The organism is Xanthomonas sp. fls2-241-TYG-148 (assembly GCF_030208815.1).
Lineage (GTDB): Bacteria > Pseudomonadota > Gammaproteobacteria > Xanthomonadales > Xanthomonadaceae > Xanthomonas > Xanthomonas campestris.
Genome location: NZ_JARVTE010000001.1, coordinates 808047 through 834532, shown reverse-complemented (window position 1 = coordinate 834532; position 26486 = coordinate 808047). Strand labels below are relative to the sequence as shown.

Sequence of the window (26486 nt, the reverse complement as noted above, 5' to 3'; positions counted from 1 at the left end):
TCAATCCAGCGCAGCGATCTTGATCTGATCCTGCTCCAGCCAGACCTGGACGGCCTTGCCACGCAGGTCCATGGGAACATCGTCCAGCACCTTGTAGTGGCCAGCGATGGCGACCAGTTCGGCGTGGAAGTCGCGGCAGAAGATGCGCGCGTCAGGGTTGCCCTGAGCGCCGGCCAACGCGCGGCCACGCAGGGTACCGTAGATATGGATGCTGCCGTCGGCGATGACCTCGGCGCCGGCCCCCACCGTACTGAGTACGGTCAGGTCGCAGTTCTCCGCGTACAGCTGCTGGCCCGAGCGCACCGCGTTGCGTTGCATGCGGCCCGGCGCCGGCCGCGCCACGGGGGCAGCCGGTTCGGCGCGTGCAGGCGGTGGCGGGGGAGGCGGCGGTGGGCTGACCGCGGCGGTCTCGTACTGGGCGCGGAACTTGGCCAGCAGCGGGATGCCGAGCTGCTGCGAGAGCAGGTCGATCTCGCTGGTGCCATAGGCCAGGGCCACCGGCAGCACGCCGGCGCTGCGCAAGCCATCGAGCAAGGCCTTGGCGGTGGCCAGGTCCGGGGTCTGTGCCAGGCCGCCGAAGTCCAGGATCACCGCCGCGCGGCCGAACAGCTTCGGCGCGCGGGTCACCCGGTCCTGCATCTCGCGCACCAGGCGCGGCACATCCAGGGTGCGGATGCGCAGGTTGGCAATGCCCACCTGGCCGATCTTCAGTTCGCCGGCCTGTTCAAAATCCACATTCACACTCGACACGCCTCAGGTCCCCGTCGAACGGTTGTCGGCGGCGGCATGCCGCGGCCGTCCCACCCAGGGCAGCTCTTCGGGCAGCTTGCCGGCATAGGTCTCCTTGACCCACGGGTAGCTGCACATGTCTTTCATGAGCATGCTGGCGCGCACTTCCACGTCGGCCATGGTGTTCTGGCCCACTTCGCGAAAGCCGAAGCTGCCATGGAACAGAAGCGCCGCATCGGCGCCATGGTCCAGGAACACCTCGCAGGCCAGCTGCGGGTAGCGCAGTTCGGTGTAGCTCTGCACGTCCGCATAGAACGCACGGCCAACACCACCGCCACGGCGGCGGCTGGCCACCACGATGCGGTCGATATAGAAGAACTCCGGGTGACGGTCCCGGAACCAGGCGAAATTGCTGCTGTCATGAGCACTGCCACTGCCAAAACCGACCAGGAAACCGGCCAGGTTGCCGTCGCGCTCGGCGACGCGGAAGTATTCGGCCTGCTCGTAGAAACGCTGCAGTTTGGTTGAATCCAGCGGCAGGATCGCCAGTCCGGCATTGTTGTTCAGGGCCAGGACGGAATCGAGCTCGTGCTCGCGCACGTCGCGGATGACGATCGACATTGGGACTCCGTGGGGTAACGCTATCGACCCGAAATCGGATCTGCGTCGGATTATTACATGGCAGGCCTGAAGCGGCGACCTGACGTGACGACCATCGGCATGCATGACTTCCGGCAAGAGGGCAGCCGCAGGCGTTACGCCTAAGATGCGTGCATGTTGGGATACCTCAGTCATACGCGCGTCCTGCGCTTCGCCGGCCTGTTCACCTGGGCGATGATCGCCATGCCGTTGGTGTTCATCTACTGGGCACCAGCAGAGGAGGACCGCCACCGCGGCATGGCCGAGGCGATCATGATGTCGGCGTTCTTCGTCGGCTTCGGTGCGAGCTACTTCTGGTTGACGCGTGGCTTGAACAGTGGCGGCCACGCGCACTGGTACGACCGCCTGATCCTGTTGCTGCTAACCATCTGCGCACTGGCGGTGAGCTATCTCACCGGAACCGGGCTCGGCAGCATCCTGATGATGGTCGCGGCCGGGGTGATCCCCTGGTTGCTGCCGCTGCGCGTGGGCGTGGTGTGGCTGGTGCTGAGCCAGCTGGCAGTGTTGCCGGTCTACCACCTGCTGCTCGGCTTTCCGATTTCCGGCGCACTGATGCAATCGCTGTTGTACGGCGGGTTTTCGATGTTCATCTTCGTGACCAGCCTGGTCGCGCGCCAGCAGACCGAGGCCCGCGAAGAACAGCGCCGGCTCAATGCGGAACTGCGCGCCACCCGGGCGCTGCTGGCCGAGAGCGCGCGCATCAATGAGCGCACCCGCATCTCGCGCGAGCTGCACGACCTGCTCGGTCATCACCTCACCGCGCTGAGCCTCAATCTGGAAGTGGCCGGCCACATCACCGAAGGCCAGGCCCAGGAACACGTACGCCAGGCCCATACCCTGGCCAAGCTGCTGCTCACCGACGTGCGCGAAGCGGTCAGCCAACTGCGCGACAGCGGCGCCATCGATCTAGAAGCGGCGCTGCGCCCATTGGTGACCCAGGTGCCGTCGCTGGATATCCATCTGGACATCGGCCAGCCATTGACCCTGGACGACCCCGAACGCGCGCATGTGCTGCTGCGCTGTACCCAGGAAATCATCACCAACGCGGTGCGCCACGCCGGCGCGCGCAATCTGTGGATCCAGGTGCGCCGCGATGCGGACACCGTGTTGATCGATGCGCGCGACGACGGCCAGGGCGCCGATGCGGTCGCGCCCGGCAACGGCCTGCGCGGCATGCGCGAACGCCTGAACCAGTATGGTGGGCAGCTCGAGATTCAAACCCGGCGGGGTGACGGCTTTTGCCTGCGCATCTCCGTTCCAGGCGCGCCGGCACTGATGCCCGCGGCCATTACTCAAGGAGTGTCGTGATGATCCGTGTGTGCCTGGTCGATGACCAAACCTTGGTACGGCAGGGCATCCGCTCGCTGCTGGCCCTGGACGCCGGGATCGAGGTGGTGGCCGAGGCGGCCGATGGCCGGCAGGCGGTGGAGCAGATTCCGCAGATCCAGCCGGACGTGGTGCTGATGGACATGCGCATGCCGGTGATGTCCGGCCTGGAAGCGCTGCAGATGCTCTCGCGCAACGGCACCTTGCCGCCGACCATCATCCTGACCACCTTCGACGACGACCAGCTGGTGCTGGCCGGGCTCAAGGCCGGCGCCAAGGGCTACCTGCTCAAGGACGTCTCGCTGGAGCAATTGGTCGGCGCGATCCGCACCGTGGCCGACGGCGGCTCGCTGGTGCAGCCGGCGGTGACCCAGCGCCTGCTGTCGGGCCTGGAGCACATGCGCAACGAGTTCGTCAGCCTGGACCGGCCTGACCCGCTCACCGACCGCGAGACCGAGATCCTGCGCCTGATGGCCAGCGGCTTTTCCAACAAGGAGATTGCCAATTCGCTGGGCGTGGCGGAGGGGACGATCAAGAATCACGTGTCCAACATTCTGTCCAAGCTGGGCGTGCGCGACCGCACCCGGGCGGTGCTGAAGGCGTTTGAGCTGCAGCTGGTCTGAGCCACAGGATGCCCGGCCCGGCCCGGCCCGGCGCAGCGCGCCGTGCGTTTGCGGGCGCGCAAGCCAGTGGCTTGCAAGCAGCGCCCGCTCACCCTGTCCAAGCTGGGCGTGCGCGACCGTACTCGGGCGGTGCTGAAGGCGTTCGAGCTGCAGCTGGTCTGATGGTCAGGCGCTTTGGGCGAGCGGTGCGTCGGCGTATGCCCTCACCGCGTCTGGCCGATGCGCTTGTTCATCGCTGCGCAGTCGTCTACAAGTGAATGGAACAGGCTGCCTACCCGCAATGGCGAGGGAGTGCGTCCTGTGCATCACACGCGTTCGCGTCATCGCGTGCATGATGTCCGCGCGCAATCGCTGCAAACCCTTGTCCAGGTTGCGATTGCGCCATTGCACCACGCGGCGCGAGCGCGCGGATGACACCGCAGGACCGCGCTACCCGTCGCACAACTGAACATCTTTCTCGAAGCCTGCTAGGATGGCGGCTTCGCTTCACTCAACCCGGCCGTGGGATCGGCCCCGGAGACCTCCTGAATGACCCGTATTATCGAGTTCCTGATCGCCTTGGGGATCGTGGCTGGCTTGTTTGTCGTGGTGGGCTTGGTGTTGCCCTCGGAGCGGCAGATGTCCGAGAGTGTCGAGACCAACCGCAGGATGACGATTGTTTACGACACCGTGAACAGCTTCCGTCGTTTCAAGGATTGGAACCCGCTTGTGCTGCGTGATCCCAAGATCCAGCTGAAGCTGGCCGGCCCGGAAGAGGGCAAGGGTGCACGCGTTGAATACAGCTCCACTGAAGGCTACATCGGTCAGGGCAGCTGGGAGATCACCAACAGCGTCAAGAACGAGCGCGTTGAGATCTCGATCGAAGATCCCACCAAGGGCTACGACAAGGTCACCAACTTCACGTTGAAGCCGACCGGCAAGAACAACAAGAACGTGCGCATCACCCAGGACTACAGCGTCAAGTACGGCTGGAACCTGTTTGGTCGCTACGCGGGCTTGTACGTCAGCCGGCATGTCGGCGATGACCTGAAGCTGGGTCTGTCGCGCCTGACCACCGCGCTGGCCACCGTGCCGAACTTCGACTACCGCGCCGAGCTGGAAGGCAAGCCGGTGTTGAGCGATCTCAAGCTCGTCGATGTGCCTGCCGAGGACCTGCTGGTCGTCACCGCCGGCAACATCGATCGTGACAACGAGACGATCAAGAAGTCGATCAAGGACAACCAGGAGTGGATCAAGCGTGTCATGGATTCCAATGGCCTTGAGCCGTCGGGTCCGGTGCGTATCGTCACCACCGACTTCGCCACCGACAAGTACGCGTTCGACGTCGTGCAGCCGGTGCGCAAGAAGGCCGGCGGCGCTGCCAAGACCGATGCCAAGGCCGACACCGCCAAGGCTGATGACAAAAAGGACAAGGACGACGCCGCTGCGGCTGCACCTGTCGACGCAACTCCGGTTGCCGCAACGGGTGAAGAGTTGAAGGTCAACATCCCGACCGAAGCACCGGTGAAGTACGAGCGCACCAAGGCGCACCGTTCCGCGTTCGCAACCTACGCAGGCCACATGGCCGGCCTGGATGCAGTGCGTAACTCGCTGCGCGCCTGGGCTGCCACCAGCGGCAACGACGTGACCGAGCGTCCGTACGAGTCGTGGAAGGGTGGGGTGGACAAGTCGTTCACGCAGGACGGTACCTACGACGTCTACTGGGCCATCAAGTAATCGTTTCACCACGATGATGTGATCCAGACGAAAACGCGCCGCATCCTTGCGGCGCGTTTTTTTTTGCGCTGCGGCGCTGCCTTTGGAACTGCCACCATGTCGTTGCCTGATCGTCGCAAGAAACATCCTTCGCTGCTGGCCTTTGTGGGAGCGCTGCTGGCCGCCGCCGCAGTGGGGCTATCGGCCTACGCCTCGCATGGTGTGGCCGATGCGCTGGTGCAATCGCGCCTGCAACTGGCCGCGCTGTACGCCTTCGGCCATGGCGCCGTGCTGGTGGTGCTGGGCGGCGCTGAGACCCGCGCGCTGGGCCGCATCGGCCTATACCTGCTGTTGCTCGGCACCCTGCTGTTCGCAGGCAGCCTGGTCGGCGGCGCGTTGCTGCACTGGCCCACCAGCCTGGCGCCGATCGGCGGGGTCAGCCTGATGCTGGGCTGGGTGGTGCTGGCGATCGGTGCGTTGAGGCGCTGAGATGCCACGTCACGCCCGCGGCTTCGATGTGGAGGTGGCCTTCGCCCATCTGGCACGCCGTGATCGCGCGCTGGGGGCCTGGATGAGACGCATCGGCCCGATCGCCCCGCAGCCGGGATGGCGCAAGCCGTTCGATCCGGTGGACGCACTGGCGCGCGCCATCTTGTTTCAGCAACTGAGTGGCAAGGCCGCGGCCACCATTGTTGGGCGCGTGGAAGTGGCGATCGGTGCCATCCGGCTGCATGCCGACACATTGGGGCGCGTGGACGATGCGGCGCTGCGCGCCTGCGGCGTTTCCGGCAACAAGGCGCTGGCACTGCGCGACCTGGCGCGGCGGGAGGCACTGGGCGAGATCCCTTCGCTGCGCAAACTCGCCTTCATGGAAGACGACGCCATCGTCGAGGCCTTGGTGCCAGTCCGTGGCATCGGACGGTGGACGGTGGAGATGATGTTGATGTTCCGCCTGGGCCGCCCGGACCTGTTGCCCATCGACGACCTGGGCGTGCGCAAGGGCGCCCAGCGCGTGGACAATCAAGCGCAGATGCCAACGCCGAAGGAACTCGCCGAGCGCGGCGAGCGCTGGGGGCCGTACCGCACTTACGCCGCGTTCTACCTGTGGAAGATCGCCGACTTCAGCATTGCCGCAAAGGTGCCGACGCCGCGTTCGCAGGAATGAGCGGCCACGCTGCGCATTACCTGTGCACGCGCCATCAGGCCGGCCACCAGCGCCAATGCCAGGGCTCGTAGACGATGCCGTGCGGGTTGTCGCGCGGATAGCTCAGCCGAAAACCAAAGCGCCCGGCATGCGTCTGCAGCCATGCGAATGCCGCGGTTGACTCGAAACGTTCTTCGGCTGGCGGTTCGCCAGGCGTGCCGATATCCACTGCATCGCCGCTGTGATGTTCGCTGAAACCAGGTGCCGCGTTGACCGCCAGGATCTGCGCAAGCGTCAGGCCACGCGCAAACTTGCGTTCGAAAATACCCAGTTGATAGTCGTGGCTGCGGTAGCCGGAAATGGCATCGAGGACCACGTCTTCGCGCAGCGCGGCCGCATGCAGCTGCCGCCACGCACGCGCAGCACCGGCGCTGAGCCACAGCGGGCGGGCAAAGCGATCGTGCCCGGCCAGGTGCAGCGCTGCCGGTTCGGCGATCAGGTCCAGCCCGGTCTGCGCCACATACGCGTCGGCGCCAATGCCCAGCTGTGTCAGGCGGCGCTGCAGCCCATCGATCGGCAGCACGGCATCCAGCGCCTGCGTGGTGCGGCGCGCGCTGGTGTGGAGCAGATCCAGCGCCTCGTCCAGGCCCGGCTCGCGGGCCAGGCGTGGGATCAGTGGCATCAACCCATGCGGCAGCTGCGCGGCGAGGTACTTGCCATCGCGTTTGCGCCGCAGCAGCCAATCGGCCTGCGCCAATACGCGTGCGTCGGCATTGCTGCGTGCACGCAGCAGGGCAGCAGGAAGCAGTTCGATCGCGGTGGTGTTGAGCAGCAGGGACTGTGTCTGGCGCATCGCAACAGGGTAGGGCTAAGCGCGTTGCGCGGCCAGCTGCAGCAGATCCTGCAGTAGCTGGAACGGCGGCCGGCGTTGCCCGTTGCGTGATGGGGGCAACGCAGTACCGTCGAGCCGCTGGCGCGATGGCCTCGTCACCTCAGAGCTCCTTCTTGAACACCAGCAGCGCCCTTGAACACCAGCAGCGCCGCACTCAGCGGTGCCGGCATGATGCTGTTGACCAGCTCCCAGCCGAGGTTGCCCGGTTTGATCAGTTCGGCGTGGATGTCGTCGTGCTTGATGCCACCGATGAACGAAGGCTTCAACTCGAGCGTCAGGTCAGTCCAGCGCTTGCTCATGCGTGTGGTTCCTTCTCGGCGGGCGGCTTTGGCAGCCGCCCTGCCTTGCGCAAGGCATCGCGCAATACATATTCGATCTGCGCGTTGAGGCTGCGCAGTTCGTCATCGGACCAGCGCTGCACGGCTGCCAGTACATCGGCGTTGATGCGCAGCGGGTAGGCCTTTTTTTCGCTCACTCGCGCTCACCGCGGCCGCTGTGGCGGCGCAGGTGCATGACCATCGAGATGATCAAGACGTTGACGCCGATGATCATGCCGATCACCACTGCATAGATTCCTGCGCGGTTGTCGCCGGCCCAGTACAGGCAGGCGGCACCGATCAGGATCACCAGGCTGATCAAGGCCCAGCGTAGGCCCAGGCCGCGTGCGCGGTCGTCGTCGTCCGCACCGATGGAGGCGGCGATCGCCAGTGCGGGCAAGCCGGACAGCGCGACCACCAACGGCACCATGACATTCATTGTTTCACCTCAATAAAGCGAGCCAGCGTTGACCACCGGTTGGGTGCCGCGATCAGAACACAACACGGTGAGCAGGTTGCTGACCATATGCGCCTTGCGCTCTTCGTCCAACTGCACCACGCGGTTTTTCTGCAACTCGGCCAGCGCCATTTCAACCATTCCCACGGCGCCGGCCACGATGCGCGAGCGTGCGGCAATCACCGCATTGGCCTGCTGACGCTGCAGCATGGCCTGGGCGATTTCCGGCGCGTAGGCGAGGTGGCTGATGCGCGCCTCGATCACGTCCACGCCGGCCTGGGTCAGGCGCTCGTCCAGATGGCGCTTGAGTTGTTCGCTGATCTCGGCCGGGTGGCTGCGCAGCGAAATCTGGTCGTCTTCGTGCTGGTCGTACGGATAGCTGGTGGCCATCGCGCGTAGCGCGGCTTCGGACTGAATGTGCACGAAGCTTTCGTAGTCGTCCACGTTGTACACCGCCTCGGAAGCATCCATCACCTGCCACACGATCACGGCCGCGATCTCGATCGGGCTGCCGTCGAGTTCATTGACCTTGAGCCGGCCGCTTTCGAAATTACGCACGCGCTGGCTGATCCGCTTCTTTGCATAGAAGGGGCTGTTCCAGCGCAGGCCCGGGTCCTTCACGGTGCCGACGTACTTGCCGAACAGGCTCAGCACCGCGGCCTGATTGGGTTCCAGGGTGTACAGGCCGGCGAAGAAAAAGATCCCGACCACCACGACTGCGAGCGCCGCGATGAAGCCGGCTGGCGTGATGCTCGCGGCGGAAATTGCACTGAGCAAATACCAGGCCATGCCCGCGAACGCGGCGCCCACGGCAAGGATGATGGGGATGCCTGCCAGCGAGCCGATCGGCTTCTCTTTCATGAGGAGGGAGTCCATGTGGGTTCGTTGGAAAGATATCAAAGTGATATCAGATTGTTAAAGGGCTGCCGCCATCTGCGGCAATCGCGCGTTCGTTAGAATGGCGGCCCCTCCCGATCTGGACCGCGCTCATGACCACTCTCGGCACGCCGTTGTCGCCTTCCGCCACCCGTGTGCTGTTGCTGGGCTCGGGCGAACTGGGCAAGGAGGTCGCCATCGAGCTGCAGCGCTTTGGGGTGGAAGTGATTGCCGCCGATCGGTATGCCAACGCACCGGCCATGCAGGTGGCGCATCGTTCGCACGTGCTGGACATGCTCGACCCGCAAGCCTTGCGGGCGCTGATCGCGCAGGAGCAGCCGCACCTGATCGTGCCGGAGATCGAAGCCATCCACACCGAGACCCTGGTAGCGCTGGAGCACGAGCAGGGGCAGAAGGTGATCCCCACCGCGCGTGCCGCGCGTCTGACCATGGACCGCGAAGGCATCCGTCGCCTGGCTGCCGAAACCCTGGGCCTGCCGACCTCGCCGTATCGCTTTGTCGACACCGCCGCCGAGTACCGCGAGGCGATCGCCACAGTCGGGCTGCCGTGCGTGGTCAAGCCGGTGATGTCGTCCTCGGGCAAAGGCCAGAGCACGCTGCGCAGCGAGGCGGACATCGACGCAGCCTGGGACTACGCGCAAACGGGCGGACGCGCCGGCGCCGGCCGCTGCATCGTCGAAGGCTTCATCGATTTCGATTACGAGATCACCCTGCTGACCGTGCGCCATGCCGGCGGCACCTCGTTTTGCGACCCGATCGGCCATTGGCAGAAAGATGGCGACTACCGCGAAAGCTGGCAGCCGCAGCCGATGTCGGCCGCGGCGCTGCGCCGCTCGCAGGAGATTGCACAGGCGATCACCGATGAGTTGGGCGGCTGGGGGTTGTTTGGCGTGGAGCTGTTCGTCAAGGGCGACGAGGTGTGGTTCAGCGAAGTCTCGCCGCGCCCGCACGACACCGGCCTGGTGACGCTGGTGTCGCAGGAACTGAGCGAGTTCGCGCTGCACGCGCGCGCGATTCTGGGTCTGCCGGTCGGGGCGGAGAACGGTGGCGTGATCCGTCAGAGCGGTCCCTCCGCATCGTGCGCGCTACTGGCGCATGGCAACGGCGTGCCGGTGTTCGACAACGTGGCCGAGGCCTTGCGCGACCCGGACACCGCGCTGCGCTTGTTCGGCAAGCCACGCGTGGATGGTCATCGCCGGGTTGGCGTGACGCTGGCGCGCGCCGACAGCATCGATGCAGCACGCGAGAAAGCGCGCGTGGCTGCCGCCGCGCTGGTCATCCGGCTGGACGCATGATGCTGTGAGTCACGGGCAGGGCGCCTGCGGTCATGCCGCTGCGCCCTGTCCTCGTGCAGCGCAGCTGATGCGAGCGGGATGACCGTCGCGTGTGAGTGCACGCTGCAACTCCCGATCTCCAACGTGTTTTAAGCACATGCCGCGAGCAAAGCGCACATGCACACGCGCTACTCCTGCATCAGCGATCTCTGTTGTAGAAAGCGCTCACGCAAAGGGATACGTGAGCGCAGGACAGCCATCAAGCGCGTCGCAGGCCTGGGTATCGCGATCAGTTGCAAATCCCCAATCCCGACTCCCCAATCACGGCTTCCCAGCCACATCCACCCACACCGCATGGTGATCGCTGCCATCGGCGATTGCGGCATCCGGCGAGCTGCTGGCGGGCCAGAAGATGCCACTGCCGGCCAGGGTGAACTGATGCGATGGCAGTACGTAGTCCAGCCGCATCGTGCCCGCCTGCGGTCCGAAGTCGCCGGTGACCTGGTGCGGGTCGCCGGTATGCGCAATGTCTTGTGCGGCGTATTCGGCGGTTTTTCCCGGGCCACCGGCGCTGACGGGTGCGGGGTACTGCAGCACGCGCGGGTGATTGATCAGCGCACGGATCGCTTCATGCCGGCCGGCGCCATCGATGGGGTCGTTGTTGAGATCGCCCAGGATCACGAAGTGCGCGTCGCGTTCCAGGCCGCCACAGCGGCCCTGGTCGTCGCACAGCCAACGCGTGGTGTCGGCGGCGTTGTCCAGATAAGCGCGCCACAGCTGCAGCTCGTCGTGGTTGCGCGCGGCATTACGCTTTTCCGCGCCGTCGAATACCGGCGGCGTGGGGTGCGAGACCAATGCGTGCACCACACCCAGCGGCGTGCGCACCGGCACGTCCCAATGCGATTTCGACGACAGCCGCAGCTGGGCCCAGATCGCATCGTTGTAGAACGGGCGCCGGGGGGCCGGATCGACCGGGCGCAGTGCACCCGGCAGCGCGCTCCACTTCAGCAACTGGAAACTGCGCACCCCCTGTGCATCGATCGGATAGCGCGACAGCACCAGCATGCCGTACTGGCCAGGGTGCAGCCCGTAGCCCCAGGCATCGTTGCCACGGCTGCGGCCATCGCCGCCAACGCTGCCGTTGTTGTCCAGGTCCAGGCCGCTGGGCACGCCGGTATTGACCGGTGCCAGGTAGCGATATGGATACGACAATGCGTCGCCACCGCCGGGCTGGGCCACTTGCAGATAGCGTTGCTGGAATAGATCGGCCGCACGATGCGCAGGGTCGAAATCGAACTCGTTGAGCAGCACCAGGTCCGGGCGCACGCGCTGCAGCACGGCGGCGATCTTGCGCGCATGCGCACTGTCGCCCTGCAGTTCACGTACCAGCCCGCCGGCCTCATCGGAGTACAGCGAGGTGTTGTAGGTGGCGATGCGCAAGGGGGCGGCCGTGGTGGATGCAGCGCTCTGCCCGGTCGGGGCGGCACGGTGGGCACAGGCGGTGCAAAGCGCGGCCAGTGCAAGCAATAAGACAGGTCTGATCATGGCGCTATTCTCGCATGCAGCATGCGACAGACCGATGTCGCGTGGCGCTATCGGGCCGAGCCCTGGGCCGCGGGCAGGCCGCGCCAATGACGGCCGTCGTAGGCTTCCAGCGCGTTGAAGCGGCGCTTGTAATTCATCTTGGCGTGGCCTTCGATCCAGTAGCCCAGATACAGGTGCGCGCGGCGTTCGCGTCTGGCCCACTGGATCTGTTCGAGGATGGCAAAGGTGCCGAGGCTGCGTGCAGCCGCATCTGGTGCGTAGAACGTGTACACCGCCGACAAGGCGTGCTCGGTGACATCGGTCACCGCCACCGCCAGCAGCCGGCCGGGCACATGGTCGACGGCCGGTTCGCGGATTTCCAGAAAGCGCCCGTGCGACCAGCCACCGATCAGGAACTGATCGAACTCGGCAGCGCCGTGCGTGTCCATGCCGCCGCCCGGATGCCGGTGCTGCAGATACTGGCGATACAGCGCCAGCTGCTCTTCGGTGCGTTCGGCGGCGACCACACGCACCACCAGATCCTGGTTGCGCGCCAGGCAGCGGCGCTGGCTGCGGTCGGGGTGAAACGCATCCACGGCAATGCGCACCGGCACGCAGGCGCGGCAGCGTTCGCAATGCGGGCGGTACACCAGATCGCCAGAACGACGAAATCCCCACGCCAGCGCCTGCGGATAGAGCGCGCCCAGGCGTGGATCGTGCGGGTCCAGCACCAGGTCGCGCGCCTGGCGATCGGACCAATACCCGCAGGCATGCTCGCCGGTCTGGAACAGGCGCAGGTCGTCGTGGGTGTCGGCATGGATGGCCATGCGCGCAGGATAGCGCCTGTGCGTCGCAACGGCGGCGACTGTCCGCTGGATGAATGCGCCCGGTTGGCGCGTCAACGGCGGCGGCAATCGCCCGTTGATGTGGATGTTGGTGGCAGCGCACGGCGCGTCCGGACGCACCACCCACGCGATGCGGCCCATGCAGTGCCGCGTGTGGTTTTCACATCCAAGGAGTTTCTCATGACGTCCCGCAAACCGTTTCTCGCCCTGGCCGTACTGGCCGCGCTGTCCACCGCCAGCGCCTTCGCTGCCACCCCGCCTGCCGCAGGCGACGCACCGCGCCCGGCCAAGCTCGACACCAACGGCGATGGCGTGATCGACCGCAGCGAAGCGGCCGCCGACCCACGCCTGGCCGCCAAGTTCGACAGCCTGGACACCAACAAGGACGGCAAGCTGTCGCGCGACGAACGTCCACACCGTCGCGGACCGGGCCGTGATGGCCGCGACGAAATGTGGGCCAAGCTCGATGCCAACAAGGACGGACGCATCAGCCGTGACGAAGCCAAGGCCGACCCCAAGTTCGCGGCGCGCTTCGACCAGATGGACATCAACAAGGACGGGTTTGTCGACCGCGCCGATCGGGAGCTGCGCATGCAGCAGCACCGTGATGCCTGGTTCGCCAAGGCCGATACCGACAAGGACGGCAAGTTGAGCAAGGCCGAGTTCGATGCGGCCTCCAAGTTGCGCGGCGAACATGGCCCGCGGGGTGGTGAACACGGCGAGCGTGGCGAGCATGGCAAGCGCCCGATGCCGGCCAAGCCGGCGGCCGGTAACTGATCGATAGGGAAGTCCACGCATGCCCTGGCGAGAGGGGCTCAGCCAGGGCGTGTGGCGATGACTGGCAACACGGACAACACACGTAGTCGCAACTCAGCAACACCGTAACAAGGCGCCGATCGACCGACGGCCTTCTGCAACTGCAGGAGGCCGTTTTTTTTGCAGCGCGCATTCTCAGCGACAACGTAGCCATGCCCGCATCACACCAGTCCCAGCACGCCATAGCGGTAGGCGATGGGCACGATGACCGCAGCCAGGCTGACTGCAATTGCGCTGCGGCTGAACATGCAGCAGTACAGTAACGGCGGGCGGGTGGTGCCGCGTCGACGCGCGTCGCGCTCCAGCATCGGCTGCATGATGCGCGGCAGGGTGCCCAAGGTGTGGTAACAGACCACCGACATGCCAACTGCCAGCACGCAGAGCGCCAGCCACGTGGGCGCACCGAACACCCGCAGCAACAAGGGTGCTCCACAGGTCAGTGCAGCGGTCAGGGTGCTCAGGCGAGTGAAACCACGAATCGCAGCGGCTTCCCGCGCGGTGGTCGCAAAGCGCAACAGATACGCGCCAGACATGTAGGTTGTCAGCGTCACGACCGTGATTGCGAGCAAGGCGATTGCCATCGGCATGCCGAGCAGGACGCTCAGCGCACCGGCGGCACTGCCACTGGTCAACGCCGATCCGCTCAGGCCGCTGGCACCCAGTTTGCCGACGCCGCCGAGACTGCCAATCCCGCCCAGCGCAATCGCCGCGCTTGCCGTTCCGGGCGCGGCGAGCATCGTGGCAGCGGTCACCGTGGTGGCGAAGGCTACACCCGGCGCACTGCCGCGTGCGAAGGTGCCAAAGCGCTGCAGCAGTTCGTTACGCACGGTGGCACGGGCGCGCGACAGGCGCTTGCGCACCGCCGCATCGCTGAGCCCGAGCAGGCTGGCCACCTGCTGCGAGCGCTGGCCCTCGCGGTAGTACAGCAGCAGGATCTCGCGGCTGTCGTTCGGTAGCGCGGACATGATCTCCAGCGCGGCGCGCTCTTCTTCCACTTGTAGGGCCTGTTCGGCCGGCGAGGGCGAAGGGTCGGCGGCCATTGCAATGGCCAGATCCGCCGCCTCACCGCTCAGTGGGCGATGCCGGTGGCTGCGTAGCCAGTCGCGCGCCAGGTTGCGGGTAATTTGTCGCAGCCAGGGCAGGAAGCTGGCCGGTTGATGCAACTGCGCCAGCCGCTGCCACGCACGCAGGAATGCTTCCTGCGCGATGTCTTCGCTGGCCGCCACATCGCGCGTGATCGCCAGGGCGATGGCGGTGACCGTGTTCTGGCAGGCAGTGACGATACGGCCGTATGCCTGCTGGCAACCCGCCGCAGCGTGCGGCAGTTCGTGGTGGAGCATCGCGTCCAGAGTGTCGGCGTGCATCGTCGGAATCCGTGTCCAGGTACCAGCATGAAGCAGTTGCCTGGCGAATGTGACCGCTCGCTGCGTCAGCGCGTAAGCGTGCTGGACTGGTTCCCTAGAGCCGTTGCATTACTTAGCTATGGTCGCCAGATCGATCGCGGCATCGTTGCCACGTCATGCGATGACCAACGCTCACCACGATGCCGGGCGAAGCGCATTGGCACCTGCGCGGCCGATTGGCCACGCGCCAATCAGCTGGCCGGCTGGATGCGGACCCGTGTCTGGTCTTCTTCCGCGGCGGGCGCTTGCGGTATTTTTGCTGGTGCCGGTTGCGCTGCCGGCGTGGCCGCCGGTGCCTCGGGCGCGGCGCGGTGACGCATCACCACCACCATGGCCACGGCGCCGATCACCAGCAACAGCACCAACCGGATCCGCCAAGCCCAGCTGCGCGCGCTGGTGCTTGAGCCGGTCTCGCCCTCGCGAAAGGTGTATTCCACGTTGGGCATGTCACGGCGCGTGGTGTCTAGCAGGCGCGCATCGCGCAACAGTTCGCGCGCACGTGGTTGGTCGTTGGCGTGCACGATCCACACGGTTGGATGCGCCTGCGCATTGCCTTGTTCGAGATAGCTGAACTGGCCGCTGCGCTTGCTCTGGTACGAACGGCCATTACTGATACGGATCTCGATTCCGGCATTGCGCAGCAGGTTGGCCACGCCCTCGGCGGTTTCGATCCGTTGACTGCTGAAAATCTTGCGCATTAGGGCGTGCCATCGATGTCTGTCGCCACTGCGCTGGGCGCGCAATTGCTTCGAACGGGAGAAAGAAAAGGGGCCGGCGGTGCATTGCGTGCCACGTCTGCGGATAGGCGAATCCGCAGCAGCATGCAGCCACCAGCCACGGTGGCCGTGGCGCCGAATGCGGCACTGACCGGCCTGCCGTGCAAGATCACTGCGCCGCGCGCTGCGTAGCGCGGATGTCTCGCCCGGGCAGTGGTCATGGCCGGTTGCCGCGAGCGCACGTGTCAGTCCTTGGCCGGCACGGCGGTGGCACTGCCGTCACGCACTACCCGGATCAACCCTTCCTGGGTGGTGCTGGCCACCAGCACGCCGTCGCGGGTGAAGAACTGCCCGCGCGCCAGGCCGCGCGAGCCCTGCGCGGTGGGGCTATCCAGCGAGTACAGCAGCCAGTCGTCAGTGCGGAACGGGCGATGGAACCACAGCGCGTGATCGAGCGAAGCCATCTGCACGTTGGGCGTGTAATAGCTGATGCCGTGCGGAAACGTCGAGGTGCCAAGCAGCTGGAAATCCGATGCGTACGCCAGCAGTGCCTGGTGCAGGCCGACGTCATCGCCCACCGGGTCGCTCAGGCGCAGCCACATCTGCTGGAAGGGCGGCCGTTTGGGCGGCTTGAGCTCGTCGCGCGGGAACACGTGGCGGAACTCGAACGGGCCGCCGCGCGAGAGCCAGCGCTGCACCTTCGCCGGCAGCCGCGCCAGCACCTCCGGTGCCAGCGGCGCGGTGGGTTCGATGTCCTCCGGCGGCGGCACCACCGGCATGGCCGACTGATGCTCGGCGCCGTCTTCGCGTTCCTGGAACGAGGCCGCGCAGAAGAAGATCACCTTGCCGTGCTGAATCGCGGTAACGCGCCGCACCGAAAAACTGCCGCCATCGCGGGTGCGGTCCACGTCATAGACGATGGGGTGGTCGATATCGCCGGCGCGCAAAAAATAGGCGTGCAGCGAGTGCGCCTGGCGGCCGTTCTCCACCGTGGCCTGGGCCGCGGACAGGGCCTGGCCCAGCACCTGGCCGCCGAACACGTATTTGGTACCGATGTCGCGGCTCTGGCCACGGAACAGGTTGTCTTCCAGCCGCTCCAGCGAGAGCAGGCTGATCAGTTCGGAGACCACGGGTTCGGCGTTGGCGGACAAGAGGCTGGCCTGAGCGTGCGACGGAGCGCAATTATAGCGGCCCGCCTGTGCGTGCTATGCCTTTTGCAGGCGCGCCACCAGCCCATGCAGTGCGGCCTGCGCGTCCGGCGCATACCAGCCGTCGATGAAGCGCTCCAGCTGGATCAACTCTGGCGCCAGCGCCGCGCGCAGGTCGGCACGCGCCACCGCGCGGGTGGCCAGCATCGGTTGGCGCGGCAACTGCTGCAGGTCCTGCAGCCAGGCCACGGCGCGCGCGGTGACCAGCTCGCCATCCACCAGCTCGTCGACCAGCCCGATCTTGACTGCCTCTTCGGCCGGCACCAGCTGCCCGGCGATCAGCAGGCGTTCGGCGCGGTGCGCACCGACCACGCGGCGCAACAGGCGCTGGATGCCTTCCGGCGCCGCCAGGCCGACCTGCACTTCATTCAGACCAATCACGTAAGGCCGCGCGGTATCGGCGCTGCGCGCCATCACCCGGTAATCGCAGCACAACGCCAGCACGCAACCGCCGGCCGGCGCGTGCCCGCCGATTGCCGCGACCACTGGCACCGGGCAGTGGGCCAGCGCGTTAGCCGCATCGAAAAACGCTGTCCAGCTCTCCAGCAGCGCGCCGCGGTTGGTGCCATGCGAGAGCAGGTGCGGCACGTCCATGCCACCGGAAAAAATACGTTCGCTGCCCGACAACACCACGCCGTCGACCTCGCTTCCCACCTGCTGCACGGCGGCAGTCAGTGCCTGGCATAGCGCGGTATCCAGCGCATTGACCGGCGGGCGCGCCAGACGGATTTCGCGAAGACGGCCGTGGTCAAGGATCTGGATGCTCATGTGGGGCTCCTGAAAGTCGGCTCATGATAGACGGCCGTCGCTGCACGCGGTGCGTGCATGCAAGCGCGCTGCTGGATGCAGTGCTGCCGCTGGTGCGCGCGCGCAGGCGCAGTGCAGCATCAGCGCACGTGGGCGCCAGCTGTTTCACCGGGGGCGAGAAACGCGCAACTAAAAACGGCGGCTTCATAAAGAAGCCGCCGTGCGTCATTCACCCGCGTCTATGTTGCGCGCGATCAGCTGCTCGCGGCACGCACCGCATCCGGCAACGACGCGCTCTTGCCGGTCTGGGTGTCGATCCACACCACCACCACGTTCCCGTCCGAATACAGCACGCCCTCGTCTTTCTGGTCGAGGATGCGATGCCCGATGGTCACGCTGCTGCTGCCCAGGCGTTCGACGAACAATTCCACCAGGATGTCATTGGGCCAAACCAACGGCCGCTTGTAGTTGACGTTGGTGGCCGCGACCACCGGTGCGATGCGATCGGTCATCGCCACGCCTTCCACGCCCAGCATCCAGCGCACGCGCGCTTCTTCCAGGTAGGAAATGTATTTGGCGTTGTTGACGTGGCCCATGCTGTCCATGTCGCGCCAGCGCACGCTGATCGGAACGCGTGCCAGGATCTTGTGTTCGCTCATCAGCTTGCCTTCTTCTTTGCAGTCTTCTTGGTGGCGGTCTTGGCAGCCTTGGCCACCTTCTCCGGCTTGACCTTGCGCGGTGGCCGCGCATCAGGCTTGTTGGCCATCGCGGCCGGGCGGGTTTCGCGTGCCTTCACCGACGGCAGCATCTTGGCCAGGAACTGCCCGGTGTAGGAGGCTTTATGTGCGGCCACATCTTCCGGCGTGCCGGAGACCAGGATGGTGCCGCCGCGGTGGCCGCCTTCCGGCCCAAGATCCACGATCCAGTCGGCGGTCTTGATCACGTCCAGATTGTGTTCGATCACCACCACCGTGTTGCCTTCGTCGCGCAGCTTGTGCAGCACGCCGAGCAGCGCTTCGATATCGTGGAAATGCAGGCCGGTGGTCGGCTCGTCCAGGATGTACAAGGTGCGCCCGGTATCACGCCGCGACAGCTCCTTGGACAGCTTCACGCGCTGTGCTTCACCGCCGGACAACGTGGTCGCGCTCTGGCCCAGCTTGATGTAGCTCAGGCCCACGTCCACCAAGGTTTCCAGCTTGCGCGCGATCGACGGCACCGGCTCGAACAGCCGCAGCGCGTCTTCCACCGTCATCTGCAACACGTCGCTGATGTTGAAGCCCTTGTAACGGATCTCCAGTGTCTCGCGGTTATAGCGTTTGCCATGGCAGACATCGCACGGCACGTACACGTCGGGCAGGAAGTGCATCTCCACCTTGATCATGCCGTCGCCCTGGCAGGCCTCGCAGCGGCCGCCGCGCACATTGAAGCTGAAGCGGCCCGGCGAATACCCACGTGCACGCGATTCCGGCACCTGCGCGAACAGCTCGCGCAGCGGAGTGAACATGCCGGTGTAGGTCGCCGGGTTGGAACGCGGTGTGCGCCCGATCGGCGACTGGTCGATGTCCACCACCTTGTCGAACAGGTCCAGATTTTCGACTTCGCGATGCGGTGCCACCGTGTGCGATGCACCGTTGATCTCGTTGGCCGCCAGCGTGAACAAGGTATCGTTGATCAACGTCGACTTGCCCGAACCGGACACGCCGGTGATGCAGGTCAGCAGGCCGGCCGGAATCTCCAGGTCCACATTTTTCAGGTTGTTGCCGGTGGCCCCACGCAGATGCAGCATCATCTTCGGGTTGGGCTTGTGGCGCTGCTTGGGAATCTCGATGCGGCGCTTACCCGACAGGTATTGGCCGGTCAGCGAACGTGGCGACTCCAGGATGTCTTGCAGCGTGCCCTGCGCGCAGATTTCACCGCCGTGCACGCCCGCGCCAGGGCCGATGTCCAGCACGTGATCGGCCAGGCGAATGGCGTCTTCATCATGTTCGACCACGATCACCGTGTTACCCAGGTCGCGCAGTCGCGTCAGCGTGCCGAGCAGGCGCTCGTTGTCGCGCTGATGCAGGCCGATCGAGGGTTCGTCGAGCACGTACATCACGCCGACCAGGCCGGCACCGATCTGGCTGGCCAGACGGATGCGCTGTGCTTCGCCACCGGACAACGTGTCAGCCTTGCGTTCCAGGGTGAGGTAATCCAGGCCCACGTCGACCAGGAAGCCGAGTCGCTCGCCGATTTCCTTGACGATCTTGCTGGCAATCTCGCCGCGCCAACCCGGCAGCGACAATCCGCGGAAAAAGTTCAGCGCTTCGTTGACCGGCAGCACCACCAGTTCCGGCAGCGGGCGGTCGGCCACGAACACATTACGCGCGGCACGGTTCAGACGTGTGCCGTTGCAGGCAGGGCAGGGCTGCTGGCTGACGTACTTGGTCAACTCTTCGCGCACGGCCGGCGATTCGGTCTCGCGGTAGCGGCGTTCCAGGTTCGGCAGGATGCCTTCGAAGCGATGCTTGCGCGTGGTGCGCCCGCCCGCATCGGTGAAGTAGGTGAAGCTGATCACCTCATCGCCGCTGCCGAACAGGACCGCCTGGCGCACCTTGGCCGGCAACGTGTTCCACAGCGCATCCACGTCGAACTTGTAGTGCTTGGCCAGCGAGGCAATCAGCTGGAAATAATAGGCATTGCGCCGATCCCAGCCACGCACCGCGCCGGCCGACAACGATAGCTCCGGATGCACCACCACGCGGTCCGGGTCGAAGAATTCGGCCACGCCCAGGCCATCGCAGCTCGGGCAGGCGCCGACCGGCGCGTTGAACGAGAACAGGCGCGGTTCCAGCTCCGGCAGTGAGTAATCGCAGACCGGGCAGCTGTACTTGGACGAAAACAGATGCGGCGCAGCAGTGGCATCGTCCAGCGACTGCACTGCGACCATGCCTTCGCCGAGCTTGAGCGCGGTTTCGAAGCTTTCCGCCAGCCGCTGCTTGATGTCTTCACGCGGGCGGAAGCGGTCGATCACCGCTTCGATGGTGTGCTTCTGGCGCAGCGCCAGCGGCGGCACCGCGTCGATCTCGTACAACTCGCCATCCACGCGCACACGCACGAAGCCCTGCGCACGCAGTTGTTCGAACACCTGCGCGTGCTCGCCCTTGCGGTCGCGGATCACCGGTGCCAGCAGCATGTAGCGCTGCTCCGGGTCCAGCGTGAGCATGTGGTCGACCATCTGGCTGACGGTCTGCGCCTCCAACGGGAAGCCGTGGTCCGGGCAGCGCGGCTGGCCCACGCGTGCGTACAGCAAGCGCAGGTAGTCGTAGATCTCGGTGATCGTGCCGACCGTGGAGCGCGGGTTGTGCGAGGTGGACTTCTGCTCGATCGAGATGGCCGGCGACAGCCCTTCGATATGGTCCAGGTCCGGCTTTTCCATCACGCTGAGGAACTGGCGCGCATACGCCGACAGCGACTCGACGTAGCGGCGCTGGCCTTCTGCATAGATGGTGTCGAACGCCAACGACGACTTGCCCGAGCCGGACAGGCCGGTGATCACGATCAATTTGTCGCGAGGCAGGTCGAGGTCGATGTTCTTGAGGTTGTGCGTCCGCGCGCCGCGGATGCGGATGAAATCCATCGCCATGGGGGATCCGATGTCGGGCCGGCGAACCGGCAGTGGTGCGAGCGTGCTCAGCAGGAATGAGTGGCAGTCGATCAGCCTACCCGCCGACCTAGGTGAGGGCAATTGCCCCAAATGCCAGTGTGACCGAGCGCCTGTGGCGGCCGGATGATCCGTTTCACGGGGGTGATTTTGGCCTGCGGCGGCAGACCTGCTTGCGGGTTGACCCGAAACCGGCTAGGGCAGTACAATCCCGCTCCTGTCTGCCCCATGGGCAAGTCAGGCGACCATAATAACTACAGAGGAAAACCTGGTCATGTACGCAGTTCTGGTAACGGGCGGTAAGCAATACCGCGTCGCGCAGGGCGAAACGCTCCGCGTGGAAAAACTCGAAGTCGAAGCCGGCAACGAGATCAAGTTCGACACCATCCTGATGTTGGGTGATAGCGATGGCATCAAGCTGGGCGACGCGCTGAAGGGCGCTTCGGTCACCGCCAAGGTTGTGGCCCATGGCCGCGCCGACAAGGTGCGCATCATCAAGTTCCGCCGCCGCAAGCACCACATGAAGCGTCAGGGACACCGTCAGTACTACACCGAAATCGAGATCACCGGCATCGCCGGTGGCGACAAGAAGTAAGGAGAACCAGTCATGGCACATAAAAAGGGCGTAGGTTCCTCGCGCAACGGTCGCGATTCCAACCCGAAGTACCTCGGCGTCAAGATCTTCGGTGGCCAGGCCATCGATGCCGGCAACATCATCGTGCGTCAGCGTGGCACCCAGTTCCATCCGGGCGCCGGCGTCGGCCTGGGTCGTGACCACACGCTGTTCGCGCTGGTCAACGGCAAGGTGGAATTCACCACCAAGGGCCCGAAGAAGCGTCGCACCGTCAGCGTGGTTGCCGAGGCGTAATCGCCCGCTCCATGCAGACCAGCCCGCACGGCAGTATTGCCTGGCGGGCGAGACGGAGAGCCCCGCTTCGGCGGGGTTTTTCGTTTGACGGCTGGGAATCGGGAGTAGGGAGTCGGGAATCGGAAAAGCCGGTTCTGCGTCCCATCGCGTTTTTCTACAGCCGTGCTGGCGGGTGTTTTCGCCGGCAGGAATCCGCCGCTTTTGCTGGCCGATTCCCCATTTCCTATTCCCCATTCCCGGTTGCAAGCTCATGAAGTTAGTCGACGAAGCAGAAATCCTGGTCACCGCCGGTAATGGCGGCAATGGCTGTGTCGGCTTTCGCCGCGAGAAGTTCATCCCGCTTGGCGGGCCGGATGGCGGTGACGGCGGCAACGGCGGCAGCGTCTGGATCGTGGCCGACGAAAACGTCAACACGCTGGTCGATTTCCGCCATGAGCGCGCGTTCAAGGCGCAGCGCGGCGAGAACGGCATGGGCCGGCAGGCCTATGGCAAGGGTGGCGAAGACCGCGTCATCGTGGTGCCGGTCGGCACGGTGGTGATGAACGTGCAGACCGATGAAATCATCGGCGACATGACCCAACACGGCGATCGTCTGCTGGTGGCCAAGGGCGGCAAGGGCGGCCTGGGCAACATGCATTTCAAGAGCTCGGTGAACCGCGCGCCGCGTCAGTCCACCACCGGCGAGGAGGGCGAGGAGCGCCTGCTCAAGCTGGAGCTCAAGCTGCTGGCCGACGTCGGCCTGCTGGGCTTTCCCAATGCCGGCAAGAGCACGTTGATTCGCGCGGTTTCGGCGGCGACGCCGAAGGTGGCCGATTACCCGTTCACCACGCTGTACCCGAATCTGGGCGTGGTCAGCGTCGAGGCGTATCGCAGCTTCGTGATCGCCGACGTGCCGGGCCTGATCGAGGGCGCCGCCGATGGCGCCGGCCTGGGCACGCAGTTCCTGCGCCATCTGCAGCGTACCCGCCTGTTGCTGCATCTGGTGGACATTTCGCCGATGGACGGCGGCGTAGATGGCGTGTCGCCGGTCGATCAGGTGCGCACCATCGAGCGCGAACTCGAACGGCATGATCCGGCGCTGCTGGAAAAGCCGCGGTGGCTGGTACTCAACAAGGCCGACCTGATGTTCCCGGAGGAGGCGCAGGCCGCTGCCGAGGCCATCGTGGCCGAGCTGGGCTGGACGGCGCCGTGGTACCTGGTGTCGGCACTGGGCCGTGATGGCACCTTCCCGATCATGAAGGACGTGATGGCCTTCTTCGATCGTCAGCGCGAGGACGAGCTCGAGGCGCGCAATGCAGGTTGAGCGCAGACAGGCGCCCACAAAAAACCCGGCCAAGGCCGGGTTTTCTTGTGCCATCGAAAGCCGGGCTCTCGATGGCGAACCTGCTGATCGCTTACGCGGCCTTGATGGCCTTGATGCGAGCGGTCAAGCGGCTCTTGTGACGCGCAGCCTTGTTCTTGTGAATCAGGCCACGGGCGCTGAAACGGTCGAGGATGGGCTGAGCAACGGCGAAAGCAGCTTCGGCGCCTGCAGCATCGTTGGCGTCAAGGGCCTTGATCACCTTCTTGACGGCGGTGCGCAGCATCGAACGCTGGCCCGTGTTGCGCTCGTTGCGCACAACGGTCTGCTTGGCGCGCTTCTTGGCGGACTTGATATTGGCCACGGTGGTGGGTTCCTGAAAAATCGGTATGGTGGAAAAAGCAAGCGCGAAAGTATGATGGACCCAGATATGTACGTCAAGTCAGTTGTCAAGAGGGATTGCCCATGAGCACACCCCGCATGATGAGGGGCCTGCTCTCGTTTAGCAGTATGACCATGGTGTCGCGGGTACTGGGCCTGATCCGCGATCAGGCGATCTCCACCACCTTCGGCGCCAACGCGGTGACCGACGCGTTCTGGGTGGCGTTCCGGATTCCGAACTTCCTGCGGCGCCTGTTCGCCGAAGGCTCGTTCGCCACCGCCTTCGTGCCGGTGTTCACCGAAGTCAAGGAGACCCGGCCGCACGCCGATCTGCGCGAATTGATGGCGCGGGTCTCCGGCACCTTGGGCGGCATGTTGCTGCTGGTGACGGCGCTGGGGCTGATCTTCACCCCGCAGCTCGCTTCGGTGTTCTCCGATGGTGCGGCCACCGATCCGGACAAGTACGGCCTGCTGGTGGATTTGCTGCGGCTGACCTTTCCGTTCCTGCTGTTCGTTTCGCTGACGGCCCTGGCCGGTGGTGCGCTGAATAGCTTCCAGCGGTTTGCGATCCCTGCGCTGACCCCGGTGATCCTCAATCTATGCATGATCGCCGGCGCGCTGTGGTTGGCGCCGCGCCTGGATGTGCCGATTTTGGCGCTGGGCTGGGCAGTGCTGGTGGCTGGTGCGTTGCAGCTGCTGTTCCAGCTGCCGGCGTTGAAGGGCATCGACCTGCTCACGCTGCCGCGCTGGGGCTGGGGGCATCCGGACGTGCGCAAGGTACTGACCTTGATGATCCCGACGCTGTTCGGCTCATCGGTGGCGCAGATCAACCTGATGCTGGACACGGTGATTGCCGCGCGCCTGAGCGACGGGTCGCAGTCGTGGCTGTCGCTGGCGGACCGCTTCCTGGAGTTGCCGCTGGGCGTGTTCGGTGTGGCCCTGGGCACGGTGATCCTGCCGGCGTTGGCGCGGCATCATGTCAAGACCGACCGCACCGCGTTCTCCGGGGCGCTGGATTGGGGTTTCCGTACCACCTTGCTGATCGCGATGCCGGCGATGCTGGGCCTGCTGCTGCTGGCCGAGCCACTGGTGGCCACCTTGTTCCAGTACCGCCAGTTCACCGCGTTCGACACCCGCATGACTGCGCTGTCGGTGTACGGGCTGAGTTTTGGCCTGCCGGCCTACGCGATGCTGAAAGTTGTGCTGCCAGCGTTCTATGCGCGGCAGGACACCCGCACCCCGGTGCGCGCGGGCGTGGCGGCGCTGATCGCCAACATGGTGTTCAACTTCGCGTTCCTGGCGGTGCTCTACCAGGTGATGGTGCCGCCGGAATTGAAGGCGCAAGGCGTGATGCAGGCGCTCGGCAAGCAGCCCGGCCTGCATCTGGCGCTGGGCATTGCCAGTGCGCTGTCCAGTTATCTCAACCTGGGCCTGTTGTGGTTCTGGCTGGGCAAGTCCGGTGTCTATCAGCGCCGGCCGGGCTGGGCAGGCTATGCGGCGCGCCTGCTGGTGGCCTGTGCAGCGATGGTGGTGGTGCTGTTGGGCCTGCTGTGGTGGTTGCCGTCGTTCACCGAGATGGACAAGTGGCAGCGCATCGGCTGGCTGGCGGTGCTGGTGGGCAGTGGCGGGCTCACCTATGTGGTGGCGCAGTTGGCACTGGGCCTGCGGCCGCGGCATCTGCGCGAGCAGTGACGCTGCGAAGGGGCTTGGACGCTGGAGGCTTGCGTGTCGGAGATGGGTGCCATTCCTCACGCGGCCGGGGCGACCCGGCACACGCGGCGCGTGCGCCGGCTGCCGGTCGATTGGCAACCCGGACGGACGTCCCCATCTCAGCCGCCGGGGCCATGCGATTTGTTGCGCGCGGCTATACTTGACGGTTATGCATGATCGAGGGCTGGCCCGCAGGCTGGCGTCGCTTTGGAACGAGGAATGAGCAGGCTGTTTAGAGACGTCGAGGGCGGGACGCTGTTCCCGCACGGAAGCGTGGTCTGCATCGGTGCCTTCGATGGCCTGCACCTGGGCCATCAGGCGCTGGTGCGCCATGCGGTCGAACGTGCGCGTGCGCTGGGCGTGCCGGCGGTGGCGGTGAGCTTCGAGCCGTTGCCGCGCGAGTTCTTCGCCAACGACACGCCGCCGCCGCGCCTGACCCTGGCCCGCGCCAAGATCGAAGGCTTGTACGGCTTCGGTGCCGATAGCGTCGGCATGATCCGTTTCGACGGCCGGCTGTCGGCGATGAGCGCGCAGGACTTCGTCCGCCTGGCATTGGTGGGGCGCCTGTGCGCACGCGAAGTGTGGATTGGCCCGGAGTTCCGCTTCGGCCATCGACGTGGCGGCGACATTGCGCTGTTGCGTGCCCTGGGCGAGCAGCACGGCTTTGCTGCCGGCGAGATTGCGCCGGTGCATCTGCGCGGTGAGCGCATCTCGGCAACGCGCATCCGGGAATTGCTGGTGGCTGGGGAATTTGCCCATGCCGGCGAACTGCTCGGCCGCCCGTACGCAATCGGTGGACGTGTGGTCCGCGGCAAGCAGCTTGGCCGCACGTTGGGGTATCCCACCGCCAATCTGCGGTTTTCCCGCACCCCCGCGCTGTCCGGCATCTACGCCACCTGGGTGCATGGCGTGGCCGCGCAGCCATGGCCGTCGGTCTCCAGCTTCGGTACGCGGCCCACGGTTGCGGGGATCGAGCCGCTGCTGGAAGCGCACCTGTTCGATTTTCAGGGCGACTTGTACGGGCGCCACATCGCGGTCGAATTCGTCGCCAAACTGCGCGATGAAGAAAAGTTTGATGGGCTGGAGGCATTGACCGTGCAGATGCATCGCGATGCCGAGCAGGCGCGTGCCGTGCTTGCCGCGCATGCGCGCACGCATTCTTTGCCGCAGCAGGCCGAGCCACAGCACGCCGATGCACCTTCGACGCAGACAGCCACACCCACGTCTGCAGAGACCTCACCTGCGAGCCCCTCGCAAAGCCCTGCGCACGCCCGTGCGGACGGTTCACATAATGCAGCGCAACGGTAGATT

28 protein-coding genes and 1 pseudogene are annotated in these 26486 nt (G+C 65.5%); 13 read left to right on the top strand and 16 right to left on the bottom strand.

Features of this window, described 5'->3' with window-relative positions:
- Together minC and QRM60_RS03780 are read right to left on the bottom strand one after the other, a co-directional pair.
- Complete coding sequence (gene minC / locus QRM60_RS03785) at positions 1-750, bottom strand: septum site-determining protein MinC (protein WP_012438972.1); 750 nt, start codon at positions 748-750, stop codon at positions 1-3.
- 3 nt (positions 751-753) lie between these two features.
- Entirely contained in the window at positions 754-1350 is a 597-nt protein-coding gene (locus tag QRM60_RS03780) for a GNAT family N-acetyltransferase (protein ID WP_011036326.1), read from the bottom strand.
- Positions 1351-1503: 153 nt separating this feature from the next.
- Here QRM60_RS03780 and QRM60_RS03775 point away from each other — a divergent pair, with 153 nt between their 5' ends.
- From QRM60_RS03775 to QRM60_RS03750, 6 genes and pseudogenes are all read left to right on the top strand, one after another.
- Complete coding sequence (locus tag QRM60_RS03775) at positions 1504-2697, top strand: sensor histidine kinase (protein ID WP_040941645.1); 1194 nt, start codon at positions 1504-1506, stop codon at positions 2695-2697.
- The gene (locus QRM60_RS03770) at positions 2697-3338 is read left to right on the top strand and encodes a response regulator transcription factor (protein WP_011036328.1); all 642 of its coding nucleotides are present in this window, start codon (positions 2697-2699) and stop codon (positions 3336-3338) included. The genes QRM60_RS03775 and QRM60_RS03770 overlap by 1 nt, the downstream gene beginning before the upstream one ends.
- A gap of 93 nt (positions 3339-3431) precedes the next feature.
- Positions 3432-3500 (top strand): annotated as a pseudogene (locus tag QRM60_RS03765) (DNA-binding response regulator); the annotation flags it as partial.
- 366 nt (positions 3501-3866) lie between these two features.
- Positions 3867-5054, top strand: a complete 1188-nt coding sequence (locus tag QRM60_RS03760) for an SRPBCC family protein (protein ID WP_285445632.1) — start codon at positions 3867-3869, stop codon at positions 5052-5054.
- Positions 5055-5150: 96 nt separating this feature from the next.
- On the top strand, positions 5151-5522 hold the full coding sequence (locus tag QRM60_RS03755; protein ID WP_029629014.1) for a DUF423 domain-containing protein: 372 nt from the start codon (positions 5151-5153) through the stop codon (positions 5520-5522).
- Position 5523: 1 nt separating this feature from the next.
- Entirely contained in the window at positions 5524-6198 is a 675-nt protein-coding gene (locus QRM60_RS03750) for a DNA-3-methyladenine glycosylase (protein WP_285445631.1), read from the top strand.
- Positions 6199-6232: 34 nt separating this feature from the next.
- On the opposite strand, the gene QRM60_RS03745 is transcribed toward QRM60_RS03750, so the two are convergent.
- The 5 genes from QRM60_RS03745 to QRM60_RS03725 all read right to left on the bottom strand — a co-directional run bounded on the left by QRM60_RS03745 (position 6233) and on the right by QRM60_RS03725 (position 8704).
- A complete protein-coding gene (locus QRM60_RS03745; RefSeq protein ID WP_285445630.1) occupies positions 6233-7030 on the bottom strand; it encodes a M15 family metallopeptidase in 798 nt (265 codons plus the stop codon).
- A 134-nt stretch (positions 7031-7164) separates the two neighbouring features.
- A complete protein-coding gene (locus tag QRM60_RS03740; RefSeq protein WP_285445629.1) occupies positions 7165-7368 on the bottom strand; it encodes a hypothetical protein in 204 nt (67 codons plus the stop codon).
- Positions 7365-7544, bottom strand: coding sequence for an Arc family DNA binding domain-containing protein (locus QRM60_RS03735; RefSeq protein ID WP_285445628.1), 180 nt, complete (start codon positions 7542-7544; stop codon positions 7365-7367). Before QRM60_RS03735 ends, QRM60_RS03740 begins: the two co-directional genes overlap by 4 nt.
- Positions 7541-7825, bottom strand: coding sequence for a hypothetical protein (locus QRM60_RS03730; protein ID WP_116903137.1), 285 nt, complete (start codon positions 7823-7825; stop codon positions 7541-7543). Before QRM60_RS03730 ends, QRM60_RS03735 begins: the two co-directional genes overlap by 4 nt.
- Positions 7826-7834: 9 nt before the next feature.
- The gene (locus QRM60_RS03725) at positions 7835-8704 is read right to left on the bottom strand and encodes an SPFH domain-containing protein (RefSeq protein WP_285445719.1); all 870 of its coding nucleotides are present in this window, start codon (positions 8702-8704) and stop codon (positions 7835-7837) included.
- 128 nt (positions 8705-8832) lie between these two features.
- On the opposite strand from QRM60_RS03725, the gene purT reads away from it, so the two are divergent.
- Positions 8833-10035 carry a formate-dependent phosphoribosylglycinamide formyltransferase gene (gene purT / locus QRM60_RS03720; protein WP_237351414.1) on the top strand — a complete coding sequence of 401 codons (1203 nt, stop codon included), beginning with the start codon at positions 8833-8835 and terminating at the stop codon, positions 10033-10035.
- A 300-nt stretch (positions 10036-10335) separates the two neighbouring features.
- On the opposite strand, the gene QRM60_RS03715 is transcribed toward purT, so the two are convergent.
- Entirely contained in the window at positions 10336-11559 is a 1224-nt protein-coding gene (locus QRM60_RS03715; protein WP_285445627.1) for an endonuclease/exonuclease/phosphatase family protein, read from the bottom strand.
- Positions 11560-11606: 47 nt separating this feature from the next.
- Positions 11607-12524 (bottom strand): arginyltransferase, encoded by a 918-nt coding sequence (locus QRM60_RS03710; protein WP_274496637.1) that lies wholly within the window; start codon positions 12522-12524, stop codon positions 11607-11609.
- Between the two features lie 39 nt (positions 12525-12563).
- Between QRM60_RS03710 and QRM60_RS03705 the strand changes: the two genes are divergently transcribed.
- On the top strand, positions 12564-13160 hold the full coding sequence (locus QRM60_RS03705; RefSeq protein ID WP_285445626.1) for an EF-hand domain-containing protein: 597 nt from the start codon (positions 12564-12566) through the stop codon (positions 13158-13160).
- A 200-nt stretch (positions 13161-13360) separates the two neighbouring features.
- Here QRM60_RS03705 and QRM60_RS03700 read toward each other — a convergent pair whose 3' ends face one another.
- The 6 genes from QRM60_RS03700 to uvrA all read right to left on the bottom strand — a co-directional run bounded on the left by QRM60_RS03700 (position 13361) and on the right by uvrA (position 20898).
- Positions 13361-14563 (bottom strand): sigma-70 family RNA polymerase sigma factor, encoded by a 1203-nt coding sequence (locus tag QRM60_RS03700; protein WP_285445625.1) that lies wholly within the window; start codon positions 14561-14563, stop codon positions 13361-13363.
- Positions 14564-14793: 230 nt separating this feature from the next.
- The gene (locus QRM60_RS03695; RefSeq protein WP_103702678.1) at positions 14794-15300 is read right to left on the bottom strand and encodes a DUF2007 domain-containing protein; all 507 of its coding nucleotides are present in this window, start codon (positions 15298-15300) and stop codon (positions 14794-14796) included.
- Positions 15301-15563: 263 nt separating this feature from the next.
- Positions 15564-16469 carry an acyl-CoA thioesterase II gene (tesB, locus tag QRM60_RS03690; protein WP_011036345.1) on the bottom strand — a complete coding sequence of 302 codons (906 nt, stop codon included), beginning with the start codon at positions 16467-16469 and terminating at the stop codon, positions 15564-15566.
- Positions 16470-16523: 54 nt separating this feature from the next.
- On the bottom strand, positions 16524-17294 hold the full coding sequence (locus QRM60_RS03685) for an enoyl-CoA hydratase/isomerase family protein (protein WP_075286033.1): 771 nt from the start codon (positions 17292-17294) through the stop codon (positions 16524-16526).
- 233 nt (positions 17295-17527) lie between these two features.
- On the bottom strand, positions 17528-17932 hold the full coding sequence (locus tag QRM60_RS03680) for a thioesterase family protein (RefSeq protein ID WP_011036347.1): 405 nt from the start codon (positions 17930-17932) through the stop codon (positions 17528-17530).
- The gene (uvrA, locus tag QRM60_RS03675; protein WP_285445624.1) at positions 17932-20898 is read right to left on the bottom strand and encodes an excinuclease ABC subunit UvrA; all 2967 of its coding nucleotides are present in this window, start codon (positions 20896-20898) and stop codon (positions 17932-17934) included. Before uvrA ends, QRM60_RS03680 begins: the two co-directional genes overlap by 1 nt.
- 292 nt (positions 20899-21190) lie before the next feature.
- Between uvrA and rplU the strand changes: the two genes are divergently transcribed.
- The 3 genes from rplU to obgE all read left to right on the top strand — a co-directional run bounded on the left by rplU (position 21191) and on the right by obgE (position 23087).
- The gene (gene rplU / locus QRM60_RS03670; RefSeq protein ID WP_005989959.1) at positions 21191-21511 is read left to right on the top strand and encodes a 50S ribosomal protein L21; all 321 of its coding nucleotides are present in this window, start codon (positions 21191-21193) and stop codon (positions 21509-21511) included.
- A 12-nt stretch (positions 21512-21523) separates the two neighbouring features.
- On the top strand, positions 21524-21784 hold the full coding sequence (rpmA, locus tag QRM60_RS03665) for a 50S ribosomal protein L27 (protein WP_011036349.1): 261 nt from the start codon (positions 21524-21526) through the stop codon (positions 21782-21784).
- A gap of 250 nt (positions 21785-22034) precedes the next feature.
- Positions 22035-23087, top strand: coding sequence for a GTPase ObgE (gene obgE / locus QRM60_RS03660; RefSeq protein ID WP_011036350.1), 1053 nt, complete (start codon positions 22035-22037; stop codon positions 23085-23087).
- A gap of 91 nt (positions 23088-23178) precedes the next feature.
- Here obgE and rpsT read toward each other — a convergent pair whose 3' ends face one another.
- Positions 23179-23448: a 30S ribosomal protein S20 gene (gene rpsT, locus QRM60_RS03655; protein ID WP_002807888.1), complete on the bottom strand. Its 270-nt coding sequence runs from the start codon at positions 23446-23448 to the stop codon at positions 23179-23181.
- A gap of 116 nt (positions 23449-23564) precedes the next feature.
- On the opposite strand from rpsT, the gene murJ reads away from it, so the two are divergent.
- On the top strand, positions 23565-25157 hold the full coding sequence (gene murJ / locus QRM60_RS03650) for a murein biosynthesis integral membrane protein MurJ (RefSeq protein WP_285445718.1): 1593 nt from the start codon (positions 23565-23567) through the stop codon (positions 25155-25157).
- A 237-nt stretch (positions 25158-25394) separates the two neighbouring features.
- Positions 25395-26483 (top strand): bifunctional riboflavin kinase/FAD synthetase, encoded by a 1089-nt coding sequence (locus tag QRM60_RS03645; RefSeq protein ID WP_115555603.1) that lies wholly within the window; start codon positions 25395-25397, stop codon positions 26481-26483.
- Positions 26484-26486 lie beyond the last annotated feature (3 nt).

Bases quoted from the DNA above. Each gene is read 5' to 3' on its own strand.
- QRM60_RS03780 (WP_011036326.1), bottom strand. From the start codon at position 1,350: ATGTCGATCGTCATCCGCGACGTGCGCGAGCACGAGCTCGATTCCGTC.
- QRM60_RS03775 (WP_040941645.1), top strand. From the start codon at position 1,504: ATGTTGGGATACCTCAGTCATACGCGCGTCCTGCGCTTCGCCGGCCTG.
- QRM60_RS03770 (WP_011036328.1), top strand. From the start codon at position 2,697: ATGATCCGTGTGTGCCTGGTCGATGACCAAACCTTGGTACGGCAGGGC.
- QRM60_RS03760 (WP_285445632.1), top strand. From the start codon at position 3,867: ATGACCCGTATTATCGAGTTCCTGATCGCCTTGGGGATCGTGGCTGGC.
- QRM60_RS03755 (WP_029629014.1), top strand. From the start codon at position 5,151: ATGTCGTTGCCTGATCGTCGCAAGAAACATCCTTCGCTGCTGGCCTTT.
- QRM60_RS03750 (WP_285445631.1), top strand. From the start codon at position 5,524: ATGCCACGTCACGCCCGCGGCTTCGATGTGGAGGTGGCCTTCGCCCAT.
- QRM60_RS03745 (WP_285445630.1), bottom strand. From the start codon at position 7,030: ATGCGCCAGACACAGTCCCTGCTGCTCAACACCACCGCGATCGAACTG.
- QRM60_RS03740 (WP_285445629.1), bottom strand. From the start codon at position 7,368: ATGAGCAAGCGCTGGACTGACCTGACGCTCGAGTTGAAGCCTTCGTTC.
- QRM60_RS03730 (WP_116903137.1), bottom strand. From the start codon at position 7,825: ATGAATGTCATGGTGCCGTTGGTGGTCGCGCTGTCCGGCTTGCCCGCA.
- QRM60_RS03725 (WP_285445719.1), bottom strand. From the start codon at position 8,704: ATGAAAGAGAAGCCGATCGGCTCGCTGGCAGGCATCCCCATCATCCTT.
- purT (WP_237351414.1), top strand. From the start codon at position 8,833: ATGACCACTCTCGGCACGCCGTTGTCGCCTTCCGCCACCCGTGTGCTG.
- QRM60_RS03715 (WP_285445627.1), bottom strand. From the start codon at position 11,559: ATGATCAGACCTGTCTTATTGCTTGCACTGGCCGCGCTTTGCACCGCC.
- QRM60_RS03710 (WP_274496637.1), bottom strand. From the start codon at position 12,524: ATGGGCCGCATCGCGTGGGTGGTGCGTCCGGACGCGCCGTGCGCTGCC.
- QRM60_RS03705 (WP_285445626.1), top strand. From the start codon at position 12,564: ATGACGTCCCGCAAACCGTTTCTCGCCCTGGCCGTACTGGCCGCGCTG.
- QRM60_RS03700 (WP_285445625.1), bottom strand. From the start codon at position 14,563: ATGCACGCCGACACTCTGGACGCGATGCTCCACCACGAACTGCCGCAC.
- QRM60_RS03695 (WP_103702678.1), bottom strand. From the start codon at position 15,300: ATGCGCAAGATTTTCAGCAGTCAACGGATCGAAACCGCCGAGGGCGTG.
- QRM60_RS03685 (WP_075286033.1), bottom strand. From the start codon at position 17,294: ATGAGCATCCAGATCCTTGACCACGGCCGTCTTCGCGAAATCCGTCTG.
- QRM60_RS03680 (WP_011036347.1), bottom strand. From the start codon at position 17,932: ATGAGCGAACACAAGATCCTGGCACGCGTTCCGATCAGCGTGCGCTGG.
- uvrA (WP_285445624.1), bottom strand. From the start codon at position 20,898: ATGGCGATGGATTTCATCCGCATCCGCGGCGCGCGGACGCACAACCTC.
- rplU (WP_005989959.1), top strand. From the start codon at position 21,191: ATGTACGCAGTTCTGGTAACGGGCGGTAAGCAATACCGCGTCGCGCAG.
- rpmA (WP_011036349.1), top strand. From the start codon at position 21,524: ATGGCACATAAAAAGGGCGTAGGTTCCTCGCGCAACGGTCGCGATTCC.
- obgE (WP_011036350.1), top strand. From the start codon at position 22,035: ATGAAGTTAGTCGACGAAGCAGAAATCCTGGTCACCGCCGGTAATGGC.
- murJ (WP_285445718.1), top strand. From the start codon at position 23,565: ATGATGAGGGGCCTGCTCTCGTTTAGCAGTATGACCATGGTGTCGCGG.
- QRM60_RS03645 (WP_115555603.1), top strand. From the start codon at position 25,395: ATGAGCAGGCTGTTTAGAGACGTCGAGGGCGGGACGCTGTTCCCGCAC.